Genomic DNA, 16,646 nt, shown 5'->3' on the forward strand with positions numbered 1-16,646 from the left:
ATATGTTCGATCTCACCGGTATGACCGCGCTTGTTACCGGCGCCAGTGGCGGCATCGGGTCCGCAATCGCGCAGGCGCTTGCGGCGCAGGGCGCGCGGCTTGCGGTGTCGGGTTCCAATGCCGATAAGCTGAACGCCTTTCGCGATAGCTTGGGCGGCGATCATGTCGCGCTCCCGTGCAACCTGGGCGATGCCGCGGCGGTTGACGCACTCGTGCCCTCCGCGGTCGAGGCGCTTGGTCAGCTCGATATCCTCGTCAATAACGCGGGCGTGACGCGCGACAATCTGATCATGCGGATGAAGGACGAAGAGTGGATGGACGTCATCCGCATCAATCTCGAGGCCAATTTCCGCCTCGCGCGCGCTGCCGCCAAGCCGATGATGAAGGCGCGCTTCGGCCGCATTATCTCGATCACCAGCGTCGTCGGAGCCACCGGCAATCCGGGGCAGGCGAACTATGCCGCGTCGAAGGCGGGCGTGACCGGCATGACCAAGGCCTTGGCGCAGGAACTGGCGAGCCGGGGCGTCACTGCCAATTGCGTCGCTCCCGGTTTCATCGCCACTGCGATGACCGACGATTTGCCCGATGCGCAGAAGGAAGCGCTCAACCAGCGCATCCCCGCGGGCCGCATGGGCGAGGGGAGCGATATCGCCGCCGCCGTTGTCTATCTCGCGTCGAGAGAAGCGGGCTATGTCACCGGACAGACCTTGCACGTGAACGGCGGCATGGCCATGCTGTCCTGAGGGGCGCGTTTCAGGGGGTGAAAGCAGAAATGACAAGGATTTGGATAGCGGCGGTTGCACTCGGGTTCGCGGGCGTGCCCGGGGCCGCGCTGGCGCAGGACGGCGCCGCGCTCGATTGCGTCGCCAAGACGATATCGCCCGACCTGCGCGCGCAGATCGGCGCGGCGATGGCGGGTAGTGACAGCGACGCCGCGCGGCCGCTGTTCGAACAGTTCGGTGCGCTCTCGACCGACTGTATGACGAAGAACGGGATCGCGGCCGATCGCAAGGATGTCTATTTCGACTATAATCTTGCCCGCGTGTCGCGCGAATGGTTCGCAGGCCAGATCAGGAAGGCCGGCCTGTCGGTCGACCCGGTCGATCGCTCACTCGACTTCGGGCCGAAGGGGGCCAACCCGGATCTCAGCAGCGAGATGACCGAGGATCAGATCAACACGATCATTAATGCCTATACCGCCGCCGGCGTCGATGTCGAAAGCGTCGATCAATCGGTATGGGAAAAAGTCGGCGCCTATGCCGCGGCCAGTTCAATTTACTGGAACCGCCGCCAGCAGTTTCTGAGCCACTAGAAGCCAAGGGGCAAAAAAGAGGGCCGGGTTTCGCACGGAAACCCGGCCCCTTTTTCGGCGCTCGGTCAGAAACTCGCGCGCGCGGTAATGCGGATGTCGCGGCCGGCAAGCGGCACATAATCCTTGGTGAAGCTGGCGTGGCGGCGGGCATCGACGTCGAAGATATTGTCGGCTGCCAGCGTCAGCGACAGATTCTTCGTATCGGGAAGCGGGCGCCAGGTCAGCGAGGCGTTGACCAGCGTAAAGCCCTTGGTCGCGGTTTCGAACGGCGCGATGCGGGTCTGGTCGTCGGTCCATTCGACCTCGGCGCGTGCATCGACGCGGTCGCTCTGCGCTTCGAGCCCTCCCCGGATGCGCAGCGGCGGGATGCGCGGAACATAGGGACCGTCGACGATCTTGGCGCGCGTCATGTCGGCGGTCGCGTCGGCAACGAAGTTGAAGCCGCCCGCCTGCGCCAGCGGGGCGGTGCCCTGAAACTCGAAGCCCCATACCCGCGCTTTGTTCTGGCGGAATTCGAACAGCGGCAGGTCGTCGGCGATCAGGCCGGTGTCGGTTTCATAGATGAAATTGTCGAACCAGCTCGCATAGCCGGTCAGCCCCATCGACCAGCCGTCGCGGGCGAACTTCAAGGATGCCTCACCGCCCCAGCTCGTTTCCTTGGCGAAATCGGGGTTGCCGCGTTCGTAAGTCAGCGTTGCGGCATGCGGCCCGTCCGAGAGCAGCTCTTCGGCCGAGGGCGCGCGTTCGCTACGCGAAACCGACACGCTGGCCTTGAGGCCATCGGCGAGCTGATACGACAGGCCGGCCGCGCCCGACAGGCTGTCGAACGAGCGGTCGAAGCCGATGCTGTTCGCCGCTACTTTGGAATTTTCGAAACGCAGCGCGCCTTCGAGCGTCACCGGGCCGCGTTCGAGCTCCTGCAGCGTGAAGGCGGCGAGGCGCGTCGTTTCGTTGGCGGGAAGAAAGGCTTCGTCGCCGATCGCCGCGAAATCGCGGAAGCTGTACTGGACCCCGCTCGCACCGCGCCAGCCGCCACGATCATTCTGGGCGAGTTCGGCGCGCGCCTCGATACCGCGATTGGTAAAGCGCGTGCCGGGCTGACCATCGTCGAATTCGGTGTGGGCATAGTCGGCATAGGCGCCGCGGATACGCAGCTTGTCGAACAATCCGTCGCCCAGATTGACCTCGCCGCGCACATCGACGCGATACTGGCGCGCCTTGATCGTCGGCAGTTCGTTGATGTCGGCGCGCGGCGGGATGCCATATTCGTCCTCGAGATAGCCGAAGCTGATGCCGAGCGACCCGCCATCGTCGACGAAGGCCGCACCGACGCCGGCGCTCTTGCTCGTGCTCTGGCTGTTCGGCACGCGGCCGCGGCTGTTTGCGGCGTCAGTCAGCCGCGCCGCTTCCTCGGCGTCGCCGCCGGCGCTCGCATCGGCGGCGAGGTCGAGTAGATGCGCGCGCAGTGCAGGCGCATAGATCAGCCCGCCGACGCGCACGTCGTTCGAATCGCGATAATTGCCGTCAGCATGGACGACGAAGCGCTGGCCGAGCGGCACGTCGATCGAGGCGCCGATGCTCTTGTCCTGCGCCGCGGTGCCATAGCTGGCGAGCGCATCGATGTGGGCGGGGCTTTCGGGGATGGCGCGCGGGATGCGGCGGTCGAAGACATTGACCGCCCCGCCGACGGCCTGGCTCGAGAAGAGCAGCACCGACGGGCCGCGCAGAATTTCGATGCGATCGGCGGTCAACGGATCGATCGACACGGCATGATCGGCCGACGTCGAAGACGCGTCGATCGCGCCGAGGCCGTCGACCAGCACCGCCGCGCGTTCGCCCGAGAAACCGCGCAGGATCGGGCGCGACGCGCCGGGCGAGAAGCTGCTCGACGATACGCCGGGCTGCGACGCCAGCGTGTCGCCGATCTGGCCGCGAATATCCTGTGCCAGCTTTTCGCCCTGCATCACCGACACATTGCCCAGGATGTCGAGGCTGCGGACATAAGGCGCGGTGACGACGATGCCCTGGTCCGTGTGAAAATCATCGTCGCTGCCCGACTGGGCGGCGCCCTGCTGCGCGAAAGCGGGGGTAGTGAGGAGCAGGGCGAGGGTCAGGCTGGTGGCGGGGAGCAAGCGCATGGCGACAATTTCCTGTTATATCGTGACGAGTTCGACGGGCGCAGTAATGATATACTGTTACAGATGCAACCCCGCGCCCGGCTCAGGACCCGTCGTTGGTCGGCGTCGGTGCCCCGTTCGTCGACAAAGCGCGGCCATGCGCGCCGCAAGCGAAGCTGTCTTGCAGGCGCAGGGGCGCGGGCCTAGATCAAGGACATGATCAATGCGAAGAACAGCCTCGACCTGATCGGCAACACGCCGATCGTGTTGCTGCGGGGCGCCAGCGAAGCCACGGGCTGCGAAATCTGGGCCAAGTGCGAATATGCGAACCCCGGCGGATCGGTGAAGGATCGCGCCGCGCTCTACATCGTCCGCGATGCCGAAGCGAACGGCCTGCTGCGGCCGGGCGGGACGATCGTGGAGGGTACGGCGGGCAACACCGGTATCGGGCTGGCGCTCGTCGGCAACGCGCTCGGCTACCGGACGATCATTGTCATGCCCGACAATCAGAGTGCCGAGAAGATGGCGACGATCCGCGCGCTTGGTGCCGAGCTGGTGCTGGTGCCGCCGGCGCCCTTTGCCAACCCCGGCCATTTCGTCCACACCTCGCGCCGCATCGCCGAAGAAACCGACAACGCGATCTGGGCCAACCAGTTCGACAATATCGCGAACCGCAAGGCGCACATCTGCGGCACCGCGGAGGAGATCTGGCAGCAGATGGAGGGGCGCGTCGACGGCTTCACCTGTGCGGCGGGGACCGGCGGCACGATCGCGGGAACCGGCCTGGGCCTCAAGGCCAAGGACGAGCGGATCACCATTGCGCTGACCGATCCGCGCGGCGCCGGCCTCTATAATTACTACAAGTGCGGCGAGCTGAAACCCGAAGGGTCGAGCGTCGCCGAAGGCATCGGGCAGAACCGCATCACCGGCAATCTGGACGGCGCGCCGATCGACACGCAATTCCGCATTTCGGATGCCGAAGGCCTCGCGGTCTGTCGCAGCCTGCTCGACGACGAGGGGCTGTGCGTCGGCCTGTCGTCCGGGATCAATGTCGCGGGCGCGATGGCGCTCGCGCGCGAGCTTGGTCCGGGCAAGCGCATCGTGACGATCCTGTGCGACAGCGGCTTTCGCTATCTGTCAACGCTCTACAATCCCGAATGGCTGGCGAGCAAAGGCCTCGCCGAGGCGGCGTCATGAGTAGCAAGCCCGACATCAAGCCGGCGATCGCGCCGAACCCCGCGGCACCCGCCGAGGCGGCGCCGCCGCCGCCACATGATGCGATGCGGCGGCTCCAGATCGGCATTGCGGGGGTGTTGACCGTCCTGCTGCTCGTCGGGATGGCGGGGCTGATCGGCGACCGGGCGCGCGAACGCGCCGCTGCAGACCCCGATACGGCGGCAGAGGTCAAGGTGCCGGGCGCCGACCAGAAGCCCGCGAGCGCGCCGCTCGAGGAGCTGGGCGTGCAGCCTGTTTCGAAGGAGCAGAATGACGACCCCGCGGCGAAGGTGCCGACCGCGCCCGCCGTCCCCGACCTCGAACCCGATCCTGAACTCGAGCGCGTTCGCCAGTCGAAACAGTGACATTGCCGCCTCCCGGCGCTCTGCTGCGTGGCGCACTGGCGGCGGCCGCGGTGCTGGCGCTGGGCTGGTTCGTCGGCGGACAGGCGATGCTCGGCCGGATCGATCCCGCGCTGCTGCTGCCTCTATGGCCGTTGCCGCTGGCGGCGCTGGCGTGGACGGCGCGCCGCGCCTCCCGAACTGAACGCCGCGCCGCCTTTGGCGTCGCGATTGCTTTGACGCTGATCGGGCAGGCGCTGCTTGCGGCCTGGCTCGCGGGAGCCTTCCCCTGGCTGCAACTCGTGCTGAGCGCGGGTTGCGGGAGCGTGGTGGCAGTCGGTGCCGACCGCATGGTCCAGGCCGCGCGGCCGCGCGGGCCTTTTCGCGTGCTGCTGATCGCCGCCGCGATCCTTGGCTGGTTTGCCGCCGCACACGGGCTGCTGGCGCTTGCCTATCGCGCTCCGGCGCCGCGCGCCGTGCCGGTGACGATGATGACAAGCCTGCCGCTGCGCTGGTCGGGCGGCGATCTGGCCGCGATGCTTGCCGAGGGCGCCCGCGACGACCCTGCACTCGACCGGATCGCGCGCGGCGGGCCGCTGCGGCTCGTCGACAGCCTTGCCGACCACCCGCCCGCGCGCGGCGATGCCCTGTTGCTCGCGCATCCCCCCGCGCTTGCACCGCGCGATCTTGTCGCGATCGACGCCTTTGTGCGTGGCGGCGGGCGCGCGGTGATCCTAGCCGATGCGCTTTCGGGCTGGCCGCCGCGCCACCCGCTCGGCGATCCGCGCAATCCGCCAGTGACGAGCCTGCTCACCCCGTTGCTCGACCATTGGGGCATCACGCTCGCCGCGGCGCCCGATACGGAAACAAGGCCGATCGCCGCCGATGTCGGCGGCGCACACCTGCGCCTGTTCAGCGCCGGTCGCTTCACGCAGGCGCCGCCTGCCTGCGAGCGGATCGCGGGCGGTCATCTGCTCCATTGCCGGATCGGGCAGGGCGAAGCGTGGCTGGTCGGTGACGCCGATATGCTGTTCGCCCCGCTCTGGCAGCCGCAGCCCCGCTGGGCGGCGCATCTGCGTCATGCCGACACGATGGAGTGGCTGGACGCGCGCTTGCGCGGAGGCGACGCGAGCGGCTGGTTGCGCCCGTTCTGGATAGGCGCCGCCGCCGACTGAGAGGTCGCGGCCCCATTACACCCCGAATTTCTGCTTCCCGCGGCTAGCGTTTCGGCGCCGGAGCCCGCTTTGCTTGATCAATTGAGCGCATTTTTGCCCATTTGGGGCGTAATTACCCTGTTTTGCCCTAAAATACCCCTTTTCACCCTAATCGACTCTTGATACTCAGGAATCGGAGAGGGGCAATCTCCACCCGAGTCTGTTGGCGCGAAATCCTGCGATTCTCGCGGACGGGGAAGTTTTGCCCGGAGGCGCGAAACGGGGGGGAGCTTCAGCGATGGCAGTTGTGACGCCCGGCCGGTATTCGGGTACCAACTTCGCCGCGATCGATGGCAAGGGACGCATCGCCGTCCCTTCGCAGTTCCGCAATAATGTGCCCCTCAATGCGGACGGCCAGCGCGTGCTTTGGGTCGGCTTCCATGAAAAGCTGCCTTGTCTGGTCGCCTATGGCCAGGATCAATATGATCGCCTGACCGATGAGATCGAGCGCGACCGCGACACCGCGCTCGCCCGCAATCTGGATTTCGACGAGGACGAGGCATTCAAGAAGCGGTTCAGCTATACCGAGGCCTATACGCTCGACGACAGCGGGCGCTTCCTTCCCAATTTTACCGCGCGCGACCGCGTCGGCGATGCCGGCGCGACCGCCTTTGTCGGGTCGGGCCGCCGGTTCGAAGTCTGGTGGCTGCCGACGCTCGCCGACTGCGTCGATGCCGATCCGGTGCTCCAGCGATTGGCCAAGGCCTGGGAAGAGACGAAGGGGAAGGGGCGCAAGTGACCGATCTTTCCCCCGACCTGCCTCGGGATCCCCGCCACGATCCGGTCCTCCGCGAAGAAGTCATCGCCGCCCTCGCCATCGCTCCGGGCGAGCGGCATGTCGACGCGACCTTCGGGGCCGGCGGCTACACGCGCGCGATGCTCGCCGCGGGGGCCGAGGTGATCGCGTGCGACCGCGACCCCGACGCGATTGCCGAGGGGCAGGCGCTCGTCGCCGAAGCCGACGGCAAGCTGATGCTGATCCACGGCCGCTTCGGCGAAATCGACCGCCTGCTCGCCGAACGGGGCATCGACGCGGTTGACGGCATCACCTTCGACATCGGCGTTTCGTCGATGCAGCTCGACCGCGATGCGCGCGGCTTCTCGTTCCAGAAGGACGGCCCGCTCGACATGCGCATGGCGCAGGAGGGCGAGACTGCCGCCGAATGGCTCAATCGCGCCGACGAGGCCGAGATCGCCGACGTGCTGTACCATTATGGCGACGAACGTCAGTCGCGCCGCGTCGCGCGGGCAATCGTCGCTGCGCGCCCGCTGTCGCGCACCGGCGAACTGGCGACGGTGATCCGCAAGGCGCTGCGCCATCCGCCGGGCGCGCCCAAGGATCCGGCGACGAAGAGCTTTCAGGCGATCCGCATCCACATCAACGGCGAACTCGACGAACTGATGCAGGGGCTCGCCGCGGCAGAGCGCATCCTGCGCCCCGGCGGCCGGCTTGCGGTGGTCAGCTTCCACAGCACCGAAGACCGGATCGTGAAGAACTTTCTGCGCGAGCGTAGCGGCGGTGACGCCGTCGGCTCGCGCCACCGGCCCGCGCCGATCGGAGCGGCGCGGGCCGCCACCTTTCAGCCGCCGGCGCGCAAGGTGCGCCCCGGCAAGGCCGAAGAGGCGCGCAACCCGCGCGCGCGCTCCGCGACGCTGCGCAGCGCGGTGCGCACCGCAGCCCCGGCCTGGCCGACCCAATTGACGACGAAGGAGGCAATCTCATGCTGATGGCGGCCCGCAAGCTTCAGGGGATCGGCCTGGTGCTGCTCGTGCTCATCTTCGCGATGATGCTTTATCCGGTCTCGTTGAAGGTCGCCGCGACGCGCAGCGAACTCGCGCGCATCAATCATCAGATCGAGCGCACGCGCGACAATATCCGCTACCTTGAATCCGAACTCGCGGTTCGCGCTTCGATGCGCCAGCTCGAACAGTGGAACGCCGACAGCTTCGGTTACTCGGCGCCGGATGCCTCGCAATATCTATCGAGCGAGCGCCAGCTTGCCTCGCTCGATGGTCTGCCGCGCGCTCGCGGCGCCAATGAAGTCGCGCCGGTGCTGATGGCGATGGTCAGCCCCGTCGGAACACCCGAACCCGCCGCAACGCCGGTCAAGGCCGAGGCGAAGCCCGCGGCCGAAAAGTCCGTCGTGCTGGCGCAGGCGGAAACGCCGGTGCGCAGCGACAGCGCGCCGCGCCTGGCGCCGACGCGTCGCCGCGAACAGCTCAAGATGATCGAGGATCAGCTCCTTGCCGAATCGACTCTCGCCGACCTCAAGCGTGCCGCGGCGCGTGAAGCGAAGGAGGGCAAATCGGGCCAATGAACACGCTGGTCGTCCGTCCGACCCGGGTTCGAACCGCTGGGGTGCGGCAGCAGATATTGCTGACCGCGCAACAGCGGCTGATGATGCTCATGCTGCTGTTCATGGCGGCATTTTTCCTCGTTTCGGTGCGGCTGCTCTATTTTGCGCTGTTCGACAGCGATGCCGGCCGCGGCAGCAGCAGCACGGCCTTCGTGCCCGCGCGCGCCGATATCGTCGATCGCAATGGCGTGCCGCTCGCTCGGACGATCGACGGCTATTCGATCCGGGTGATGCCGTCGAAACTGCTCAACGACCGCCAGTATCTTGCCGACGAACTGCACAAGATATTTCCCGACATGACGCGCGAGGAACTGCTCGCCAAGCTGACGGGGCCGCGCCCGACCTATATCCGTCGCCGCGCGTTGCCCGATCAGGTGGCGGCGGTGAATGCGATCGGCGATGTCGGGTTCGACTATCCGCGCGAAAAGGAGCGCCTCTATCCGCAGATGTCGCTCGCGGCGCATGTGCTGGGCTTTACCAACGCCGAAGGCCATGGCGTCACCGGCGTCGAGGGCGCGTTCGACCAGCGGCTGATCGACAAGGCGACGCGCGGCGATCCGCTGACGCTGTCGATCGACGCGCGCGTGCAGGGCGTGCTCGAAAGCGAATTGTCGAATGCGGTCGCCAATCTGGAGGCGATCGGCGGGGCGGGCATCATCCTGGACGTCCACACGGGCGAAGTGATGGCGATGACGTCGCTGCCCACCTATAATCCCAACAAGCTGGCGGGCAGCGATCCGACGACGCGGCGCAACGCCGTGACCTATAATCTCTACGAGCTTGGATCGGTCGTCAAACCGCTCTCGATCGGCGCCGCGATCGACAATGGCGTCGTGACGAGCATGGCGAAGCGCTACGATGCGACGCAGCCGCTGGCGATCGCCGGTTTCCGCATCCGCGATTCGCACATGATGAACCGCTGGCTCAACGTCCCCGAAACGCTCATCCACAGCTCGAACATCGTCACCGCGCAGATTGCTGACCAGCTCGGCAAGGAAAAGATGGAGGCGATGTTCCGCAGCCTCGAATTCAACAAGCGCCCCGAAATCGAACTCAAGGAGCGCGCCTTTCCGCTGTGGCCGCGCGAATGGGGCCGACTGTCGACGATGACGACCAGCTACGGCCACGGCATCGCGGTCACCCCGCTACACCTTGCGAGCGCCTATGCCGCGCTGGTTAACGGCGGCATCTGGCGCCCGGCGACGATCCTGAAGCTGGGCGACAAGGCGCCGCCGCAGGGACGCCGCGTGTTCAAGGCGTCGACGAGCGCGCGGATGCGCCAGCTCCTGCGCCTGATCGTGTCCGACGGCACGGGCCGCCAGGCCGACGCTCCGGGCTTTCGCGTCGGCGGCAAGACCGGCAGCGCCGAAAAGCCGGGCGCCGGCGGCTATCGTCGCCATTCGCTCGTATCGACCTTCTCCGCCGTCTTCCCGATGGACAATCCGCGTTACGTGGTGCTGGTGATGATCGACGAACCCAAGGGCAACGCCTTCAGTTCGGGGCAGCGCACCGCGGGCTACACTGCCGCGCCGGTGGTCAAGAAGGTGGTGATGCGCGCGGGACCGATGCTCGGCGTATTCCCCGACGAAAGCCGCGACGTCGACGTGTCGGAACTGACGCCGCTGCTGTGGAAGAACGGGGAAAGCGAATAATGCGGCTCGCGGCGCTGACCGGCGGCGACCATGTCGATGGGGAGGGGCCGGTGGTGACCGGGCTTGCCATCGATCATCGCAAGGTCGCGCCGGGCAATGTCTTCGGCGCCTTCGTCGGCGAAAAATTCAACGGCGAGGATTTCATCGCCGCCGCGGTGGCGGCGGGCGCCGTCGCCGTCGTCGCGCGGCCCGAAGCCGTGGTCGAGGGCGCGGTGCATATCGCCGATGCCAATCCGCGGCGTGCCTTCGCGCGGCTTGCGGCGCGCTTCTTTCACCGCTTTCCAGTGACCTGCATCGCGGTCACTGGCACCAATGGCAAGACTTCGACCGTCGAGATGACGCGTCAGCTCTGGCGAATGGCGGGCTTTCACGCAGCATCGATCGGAACGCTTGGCGTGACCACCGGCGCCGACCGGGTTGTCACCGGACTGACGACGCCCGACATCGTGACCTTTCTGTCGAACATGGCGGGACTGGCGGCCGAGGGCGTAACCCATGCGGCCTTCGAGGCGTCGAGCCACGGGCTCGATCAATATCGCACCGAAGGCCTGCCGGTGAAGGCAGCGGCCTTTACCAACCTCAGCCACGATCACCTCGACTATCATGGCACGATGGATGCCTATCTGGCCGCCAAGTTGCGGCTATTCGCCGAGGTTGTCGAACCCGGCGGAGCCGCGGTGGTCTGGGCCGACGATGCCCATTCGCCCAAAGTGGTGGAGACGGCGCGCGCGCGCGGACTGCGTCTGCTTACCGTGGGAACGCAGGGTGAGGAACTGCGCCTTGTCGCGCGGACGCCGACGCAGCTCGGGCAGACGCTGACCGTTGCGGCGGGTGCTGTGACGCAGAAAGTCGACCTGCCGCTGATCGGCGCCTATCAGGCCGCCAACGCAATGGTCGCGGCCGGGCTGGTCATCGCGACCGGCGGAGATGTTGCGCAGACGCTCGCCAATCTGGCGCGGCTTCAACCGGTGCGCGGACGGCTCGAGCGTGCGGCGATCACGCGCGCGGGCGCCCCTGTCTATGTCGACTATGCCCACACCCCCGACGGGCTGGAGGCGGCACTCGATGCGCTGCGGCCACACGCCACGGGGCGGTTGATCCTGGTGTTCGGTGCGGGCGGCGACCGCGATCGGGCTAAGCGCCCGGAAATGGGCCGGATCGCCGCGGCCAAGGCCGATATTGCGATCATCACCGACGACAATCCGCGCGGCGAAGATCCCGCGTCGATCCGCGCCGCCATCGCCGAAGGCGCGCCCGGCGCCCAGGTGATCGGCGACCGCCGCGCCGCGATTGCTGCTGCGATCGAGATGGCGCGCGCCGACGATATTATCTGCGTCGCGGGCAAGGGGCATGAACAGGGGCAGATCGTCGGCCGCGGCGACGCGCTGCGCGTCATCCCCTTCGACGATGTCAGCGTCGCGCGCGAGGTGGCGGCATGACCCCGCTGTGGACCGCACGCGCGATCGCGGCGGCGTGCGGCGGCACCGCCAGCGCCGATTTCACGGTGCAGGGCGTTGCCTTTGATTCGCGCGAAGTCACGAAGGGCGACCTGTTCATCGCGATGAAGGGCGAGGCGACCGACGGCCATAAGTTCATCGACAAGGCGATCGCCGCCGGCGCGGCGGGTATCATCTGCGAAAGCGATATCGACTTTCCGCACATCCGCGTGGCCGACAGCGCCGCCGCGTTAAACGCGCTCGGCACCGCGTCGCGCGCGCGCAGCCACGGGCGGATCATCGGCGTCACCGGCTCGGCGGGCAAGACGGGGACCAAGGAGGCGCTGTTCGCGGCGCTCGACCGCTTTCGCCCCGGCAAGGCGCACCGTTCGGTCAAAAGCTACAACAACCATGTCGGCGTCCCCTTGAGCCTGGCGCGCATGCCCTCGACCGCCGATTTCGGCATCTTCGAAATGGGGATGAACCACGCGGGCGAGCTGGCGGCGCTGACGCGGATGGTGCGTCCGCATGTCGCGATCGTGACCACCATCGCGCCCGCGCACATGGAATTTTTCGGCAGCGAGGAAGCGATCGCCGACGCGAAGGGCGAGATATTCGAAGGGCTGGAGCCGGGCGGCACCGCAATCCTTCCCTTTGACAGTCCGCATTACGCGCGGCTGCGCGCCAAGGCCGAACAGCATGCGGCGCATGTCGTCAGCTTCGGGCTGGGCGAAGGAGCGGATGTGCGCGCGGTCGACTGGTTGCCCGACGGGCAAGGCGGATCGCTTGTGACGGCGCAGGTTCAGGACGCGCTGCTCTGCTTTACCATCGCGCAAGGCGGCGCACATTGGGTGGCCAATGCGATGGCGGTGCTTGCTGCGGTCAAGGCGGTTGGCGGTGACCTGCCCGCCGCGGGCCTGGCCTTCGCCGAGATGGGCGGCCTTGCGGGTCGCGGCGCGCGCACCCGCGTCGAGGTGCCGGGCGGTTCGATCCTCGTCATCGACGAAAGCTATAACGCCAATCCCGCATCGATGGCCGCGACCATCGGCCAACTCGGCAGCGAATCCGGCGCGCGCAGGGTCGCGATTCTGGGCGCGATGAAGGAGCTTGGCGATGGCGGCGAGGCCTATCATGCCGGTCTGGCCGCTCCGCTCGTCGCAGCAGGTGTGCAGTTCGCCCTGCTTGTCGGCGAAGAGATGGCGCCGCTTGCCAAAGCGCTTGAGGGGCGGATCGATTTCGAGCATGTGGCCGACCACTCGGCCGCGGCAGGGCGGCTGGGGGCCTTGATCCGGCCCGGCGATACGGTGCTGGTCAAGGGATCGAACAGCGTGGGACTGTCGCATGTCGTGACCGCGCTGACCAATGGGGATTATTGATGCTATATTGGCTGGCGGAATGGCTTGGCTTTCCGGGGGTTCTGAACCTCATCCGCTATCTGAGCTTCCGCTCGGGCGCCGCGGTTGCGACGGCGCTGATCATCGGTCTGTGGATCGGGCCGCGCTTCATCCTCATGCTGCGGATGCGGCAGGGGAAGGGGCAGCCGATCCGCGAGGACGGACCGCAGAGCCATCTTGCGAAAAAGGGCACGCCGACGATGGGCGGGCTGATGATCCTGATCTCTTTGATGATTTCGGCGCTGCTGTGGATGGATTTGTCCAACCGCTTCGTCTGGGCCTGCATCTTCGTCACCGGCGGGTTCGCGCTGGTCGGCTTTCTCGACGATCTCGACAAGGTGACCAAGTCGAGCCATCGCGGCATTCCGGGGCGCGTGCGCCTGCTCGTCGAATTCGTGATCGCGGGCATCGCGGTCCTGCTGATCGTATCGCGGACCGGCACCGATCTTTATCTGCCCTTTTTCAGCGAAGTCTATATTCCCCTGGGGCCGCTCTATTATGTCTTCGCGATGGTGCTGATCGTCGGTTTCGGCAATGCGGTGAACCTGACCGACGGGCTCGACGGGCTCGCGACCTTTCCGGTGATGATCGCCAGTCTTGCTTTCCTCGTCATCGTCTATCTGTCGGGTAACGTGAAATTCGCGGGCTATCTGGGCATTCCCCATGTGCCGGGGGCGGGTGAGCTTGCGATCTTCGCCGCCGCGATCATCGGGGCCTGCCTTGCCTTTCTGTGGTTCAATGCGCCACCCGCGGCGGTGTTCATGGGCGATACGGGCAGCCTCGCGCTCGGCGGCGCGCTTGCCACGATTGCGGTGACGGCGCAGCACGAACTGGTGCTGGTACTGGTCGGCGGGCTGTTCGTCGTCGAGGCTTTGTCGGTGATCATCCAGGTCTTCTGGTACAAACGGACCGGCAAACGCATCTTCCGTATGGCGCCGATCCACCATCATTTCGAACAATTGGGCTGGCCCGAATCCACCGTCGTCGTCCGTTTCTGGATCGTCTCGATCGTCCTCGCGCTCGCGGGACTCGCGACGCTCAAGCTGCGGTGATCACCGCGCGCGCCTTTGCCGGTCGCCGCTATGCGGTGCTGGGACTGGCGCGCTCGGGGCTGGCGACCTGCGAGGCGCTGATCGCCAGCGGCGCGGGGGTGACCGCGTGGGACGAGCGCGAAGCGGCGCGCGATGCCGCGATGGCGCTCGGCACCGACATCGGCAATCCGTTGAAGATCGACCTTGTCGGCTTTGCCGGCGTCGTCGTGTCGCCGGGCGTGCCGCTCAACCGTCATCCCATCGCCGACCATGCCCGCGAAGCCGGCGTGCCGATCCTCGGCGATATCGAATTGTTTGCCGAAGCCGCGGCTGATCTGCCGCCGCACCGCATCGTCGGCATCACCGGCACCAACGGCAAATCGACGGTGACCGCGCTCGTAACCCACATGCTGGAAAGCGCGGGCGTCCCGACGCTGATGGGCGGCAACATCGGCCTGCCGATCCTTGCGCGCGATCCGCTCCCCGAAAACGGCGTCTATGTGCTCGAACTGTCGAGCTATCAGATCGACCTTGCGCACAGCCTGGCGTGCGATGTCGCCGTGCTGACCAACATCAGCCCCGATCACCTCGACCGTTATGACGGTTTCGCCGGCTATGCCGCGTCGAAGGAGCGGCTGTTCGCGCTCCAGCACCGCGATCAGGTCGCGATCGTCGCGGTCGACGACGATCCGTCGCGGATGATCGCGGGGCGCATCAACCACCGGCTCCACCGCGTCTCGGCGAAGGACATCGATCCCGCCGATCAGGCGCGCTGGCCCGCGCTGCAGGGACCGCACAATGCGCAGAATGCGGTGTGTGCGATCGCGGTATGCCGCGTGCTGGGGCTGAACGACGAACAGATCGAGCGCGGCCTCGCGAGTTATCGCGCGCTGCCGCACCGCATGGAATTGGTCGGCGAAGTCGCTGGCGTCCGCTGGTTCAACGACAGCAAGGCGACCAACGCGGCTTCCGCCGCACCGGCGCTGGCGGCCTTCCCGCCGGCGCCGGACCAGCGTGTCCACTGGATTGCCGGGGGGCAGGCCAAGGGCGACGGGCTGACCGCCTGTCGTCCTTGGTTCGGCCACGTCAAGCGCGCCTATCTGATCGGCGAGGCGATGGAGCCTTTCGCGGCCGAGATCGGCGACGCGCTGCCCGTCGAACGGTCGGGTGATCTGGCCGCCGCGGTCGCCGCCGCCGCCGCCGCGGCGACGCCCGGCGACATCGTGCTGCTGTCGCCTGCCTGTGCTTCGTTCGATCAGTTCAAGGATTATGAACAGCGCGGCGATCGCTTCCGCGAACTCGTGCAGGCGTTGGGGGATGGATGACGATATGAACGGGGGGGCGGACAATATGGATGCGACCACGGAACGGCCCGTCATCGCGACGACGCGGACGACGAAGCGCCGCGGCCCGCGCCTCAGCCGCGCCGACCGCACGCCGCTGGGCCTTTGGTTCTGGGAAATCGACCGCGTGCTGCTGCTGCTGGTGTCGATGCTGATCGCCATCGGCCTCGTCGCCGTGGCGGCGGCGTCGCCGGTCGCCGCGCAGAAGCTGTCGACCGCGACCGCCAGCCTCGACCCGCTCTATTATTTTTATCGCCAGCTGATGTGGGTCATGGTCGGCGTGCCGGTCATGCTCGCGGTATCGATGCTGCCCAAGCCGCAGGCCCGGCGCTTCGCCATCTATGGCACGATCACCTTCGTCTTCCTGCTGTTCATGGTGCCGCTGATCGGCACGACGGTGAACGGCGCACAGCGCTGGATCGGCAGCGGCATCTTCCGCCTCCAGCCGTCGGAATTTCTCAAGCCCTTCTTCGCGGTGTCGCTGGCGTGGATATTGTCGCTGCGGCTGCACGATCAGAATCTGCCGGTCGTGCCGCTGTCCTTCGTCTTTACCGGGATCATCGCGATCCTGCTGATGAGCCAGCCCGATCTGGGGCAAACGATCATCTTCGCGGGGACATGGTTCGTTCTCGTCATGGTCGCCGGCCTGTCGATGCGGATCATGGCGGGGCTCGCGGGCACGGGACTCGCCGGGCTGGTCCTTGCCTATTTCTTCTACCCGGTGGCGCAGCAGCGCATCAACATCTGGCTGTTCGCCGAGGGCGACAGCTTTCAGGTCGACAAGGCCCATGCGACGCTGACCGCCGGCGGGCTGATCGGCACCGGGCCGGGCGCGGGACTTGCCAAGTTCCAGCTTCCCGAGGCGCACACCGACTATATCTTCTCGGTCATCGGCGAAGAATTCGGGATCATCGCCTGCATCGCCATCGCCGTCCTTTATCTGGCGATCATCGTCCGCGTTCTGGTGCGGCTGCTCGACGAAGAGGACAGCTTCCTCATTCTCGCGGTCGCGGGTCTGATCGCGCAGTTCGGCGGGCAGGCGACGATCAACATGGCAGTGAATACCCAGCTCTTTCCGTCAAAGGGGATGACCTTGCCCTTCATCAGCTATGGCGGTTCGTCGTTCATCGCCTTGTCGATCGGCATGGGTTTGCTCTTGTCGCTGACCCGGCGAAACCCCTATGCGGCGCGGGTATCGATGACCCGCAACTGGAACAGGAAATGACGGCCCGGC

15 protein-coding genes are annotated in these 16,646 nt (G+C 66.7%); 14 read left to right on the top strand and 1 reads right to left on the bottom strand.

What is annotated here, in order from left to right:
* Window positions 1-2 precede the first annotated feature (2 nt).
* Together fabG and ATE59_RS12265 are read left to right on the top strand one after the other, a co-directional pair.
* On the top strand, window positions 3-743 hold the full coding sequence (gene fabG / locus ATE59_RS12260; RefSeq protein WP_003040073.1) for a 3-oxoacyl-[acyl-carrier-protein] reductase: 741 nt from the start codon (window positions 3-5) through the stop codon (window positions 741-743).
* A 29-nt stretch (window positions 744-772) separates the two neighbouring features.
* Window positions 773-1,312, top strand: a complete 540-nt coding sequence (locus ATE59_RS12265; RefSeq protein WP_156416782.1) for a hypothetical protein — start codon at window positions 773-775, stop codon at window positions 1,310-1,312.
* A 65-nt stretch (window positions 1,313-1,377) separates the two neighbouring features.
* Here the strand turns inward: ATE59_RS12265 and ATE59_RS12270 are convergent, their stop codons facing one another.
* Window positions 1,378-3,450, bottom strand: coding sequence for a TonB-dependent receptor (locus tag ATE59_RS12270; RefSeq protein ID WP_058812630.1), 2,073 nt, complete (start codon window positions 3,448-3,450; stop codon window positions 1,378-1,380).
* A 195-nt stretch (window positions 3,451-3,645) separates the two neighbouring features.
* On the opposite strand from ATE59_RS12270, the gene ATE59_RS12275 reads away from it, so the two are divergent.
* The 12 genes from ATE59_RS12275 to ATE59_RS12330 all read left to right on the top strand — a co-directional run bounded on the left by ATE59_RS12275 (window position 3,646) and on the right by ATE59_RS12330 (window position 16,637).
* Window positions 3,646-4,626 (top strand): cysteine synthase A, encoded by a 981-nt coding sequence (locus ATE59_RS12275; RefSeq protein WP_058812631.1) that lies wholly within the window; start codon window positions 3,646-3,648, stop codon window positions 4,624-4,626.
* On the top strand, window positions 4,623-5,009 hold the full coding sequence (locus ATE59_RS12280) for a hypothetical protein (RefSeq protein ID WP_058812632.1): 387 nt from the start codon (window positions 4,623-4,625) through the stop codon (window positions 5,007-5,009). The genes ATE59_RS12275 and ATE59_RS12280 overlap by 4 nt, the downstream gene beginning before the upstream one ends.
* The gene (locus tag ATE59_RS12285; protein WP_058812633.1) at window positions 5,006-6,160 is read left to right on the top strand and encodes a Gldg family protein; all 1,155 of its coding nucleotides are present in this window, start codon (window positions 5,006-5,008) and stop codon (window positions 6,158-6,160) included. Before ATE59_RS12280 ends, ATE59_RS12285 begins: the two co-directional genes overlap by 4 nt.
* Before the next feature lie 277 nt (window positions 6,161-6,437).
* Window positions 6,438-6,938 carry a division/cell wall cluster transcriptional repressor MraZ gene (locus ATE59_RS12290; protein WP_003040056.1) on the top strand — a complete coding sequence of 167 codons (501 nt, stop codon included), beginning with the start codon at window positions 6,438-6,440 and terminating at the stop codon, window positions 6,936-6,938.
* On the top strand, window positions 6,935-7,927 hold the full coding sequence (gene rsmH, locus ATE59_RS12295) for a 16S rRNA (cytosine(1402)-N(4))-methyltransferase RsmH (RefSeq protein ID WP_082657414.1): 993 nt from the start codon (window positions 6,935-6,937) through the stop codon (window positions 7,925-7,927). The genes ATE59_RS12290 and rsmH overlap by 4 nt, the downstream gene beginning before the upstream one ends.
* A complete protein-coding gene (locus ATE59_RS12300; RefSeq protein ID WP_058812634.1) occupies window positions 7,921-8,517 on the top strand; it encodes a hypothetical protein in 597 nt (198 codons plus the stop codon). Before rsmH ends, ATE59_RS12300 begins: the two co-directional genes overlap by 7 nt.
* Window positions 8,514-10,208 carry a peptidoglycan D,D-transpeptidase FtsI family protein gene (locus ATE59_RS12305; protein WP_058812635.1) on the top strand — a complete coding sequence of 565 codons (1,695 nt, stop codon included), beginning with the start codon at window positions 8,514-8,516 and terminating at the stop codon, window positions 10,206-10,208. The genes ATE59_RS12300 and ATE59_RS12305 overlap by 4 nt, the downstream gene beginning before the upstream one ends.
* Window positions 10,208-11,647 (top strand): UDP-N-acetylmuramoyl-L-alanyl-D-glutamate--2,6-diaminopimelate ligase, encoded by a 1,440-nt coding sequence (locus ATE59_RS12310; protein ID WP_058812636.1) that lies wholly within the window; start codon window positions 10,208-10,210, stop codon window positions 11,645-11,647. Before ATE59_RS12305 ends, ATE59_RS12310 begins: the two co-directional genes overlap by 1 nt.
* Window positions 11,644-13,020: a UDP-N-acetylmuramoyl-tripeptide--D-alanyl-D-alanine ligase gene (locus tag ATE59_RS12315; protein ID WP_058812637.1), complete on the top strand. Its 1,377-nt coding sequence runs from the start codon at window positions 11,644-11,646 to the stop codon at window positions 13,018-13,020. The genes ATE59_RS12310 and ATE59_RS12315 overlap by 4 nt, the downstream gene beginning before the upstream one ends.
* Window positions 13,020-14,090: a phospho-N-acetylmuramoyl-pentapeptide-transferase gene (mraY, locus tag ATE59_RS12320; protein ID WP_003040039.1), complete on the top strand. Its 1,071-nt coding sequence runs from the start codon at window positions 13,020-13,022 to the stop codon at window positions 14,088-14,090. Before ATE59_RS12315 ends, mraY begins: the two co-directional genes overlap by 1 nt.
* Entirely contained in the window at window positions 14,087-15,394 is a 1,308-nt protein-coding gene (gene murD, locus ATE59_RS12325) for a UDP-N-acetylmuramoyl-L-alanine--D-glutamate ligase (RefSeq protein ID WP_058812638.1), read from the top strand. Before mraY ends, murD begins: the two co-directional genes overlap by 4 nt.
* Window positions 15,387-16,637: an FtsW/RodA/SpoVE family cell cycle protein gene (locus tag ATE59_RS12330; protein ID WP_003040034.1), complete on the top strand. Its 1,251-nt coding sequence runs from the start codon at window positions 15,387-15,389 to the stop codon at window positions 16,635-16,637. Before murD ends, ATE59_RS12330 begins: the two co-directional genes overlap by 8 nt.
* The last annotated feature ends 9 nt before the right edge of the window (window positions 16,638-16,646 follow it).

The organism is Sphingopyxis sp. A083 (assembly GCF_001468495.1).
In the GTDB taxonomy this organism is placed as follows: Bacteria; Pseudomonadota; Alphaproteobacteria; order Sphingomonadales; family Sphingomonadaceae; genus Sphingopyxis; species Sphingopyxis terrae.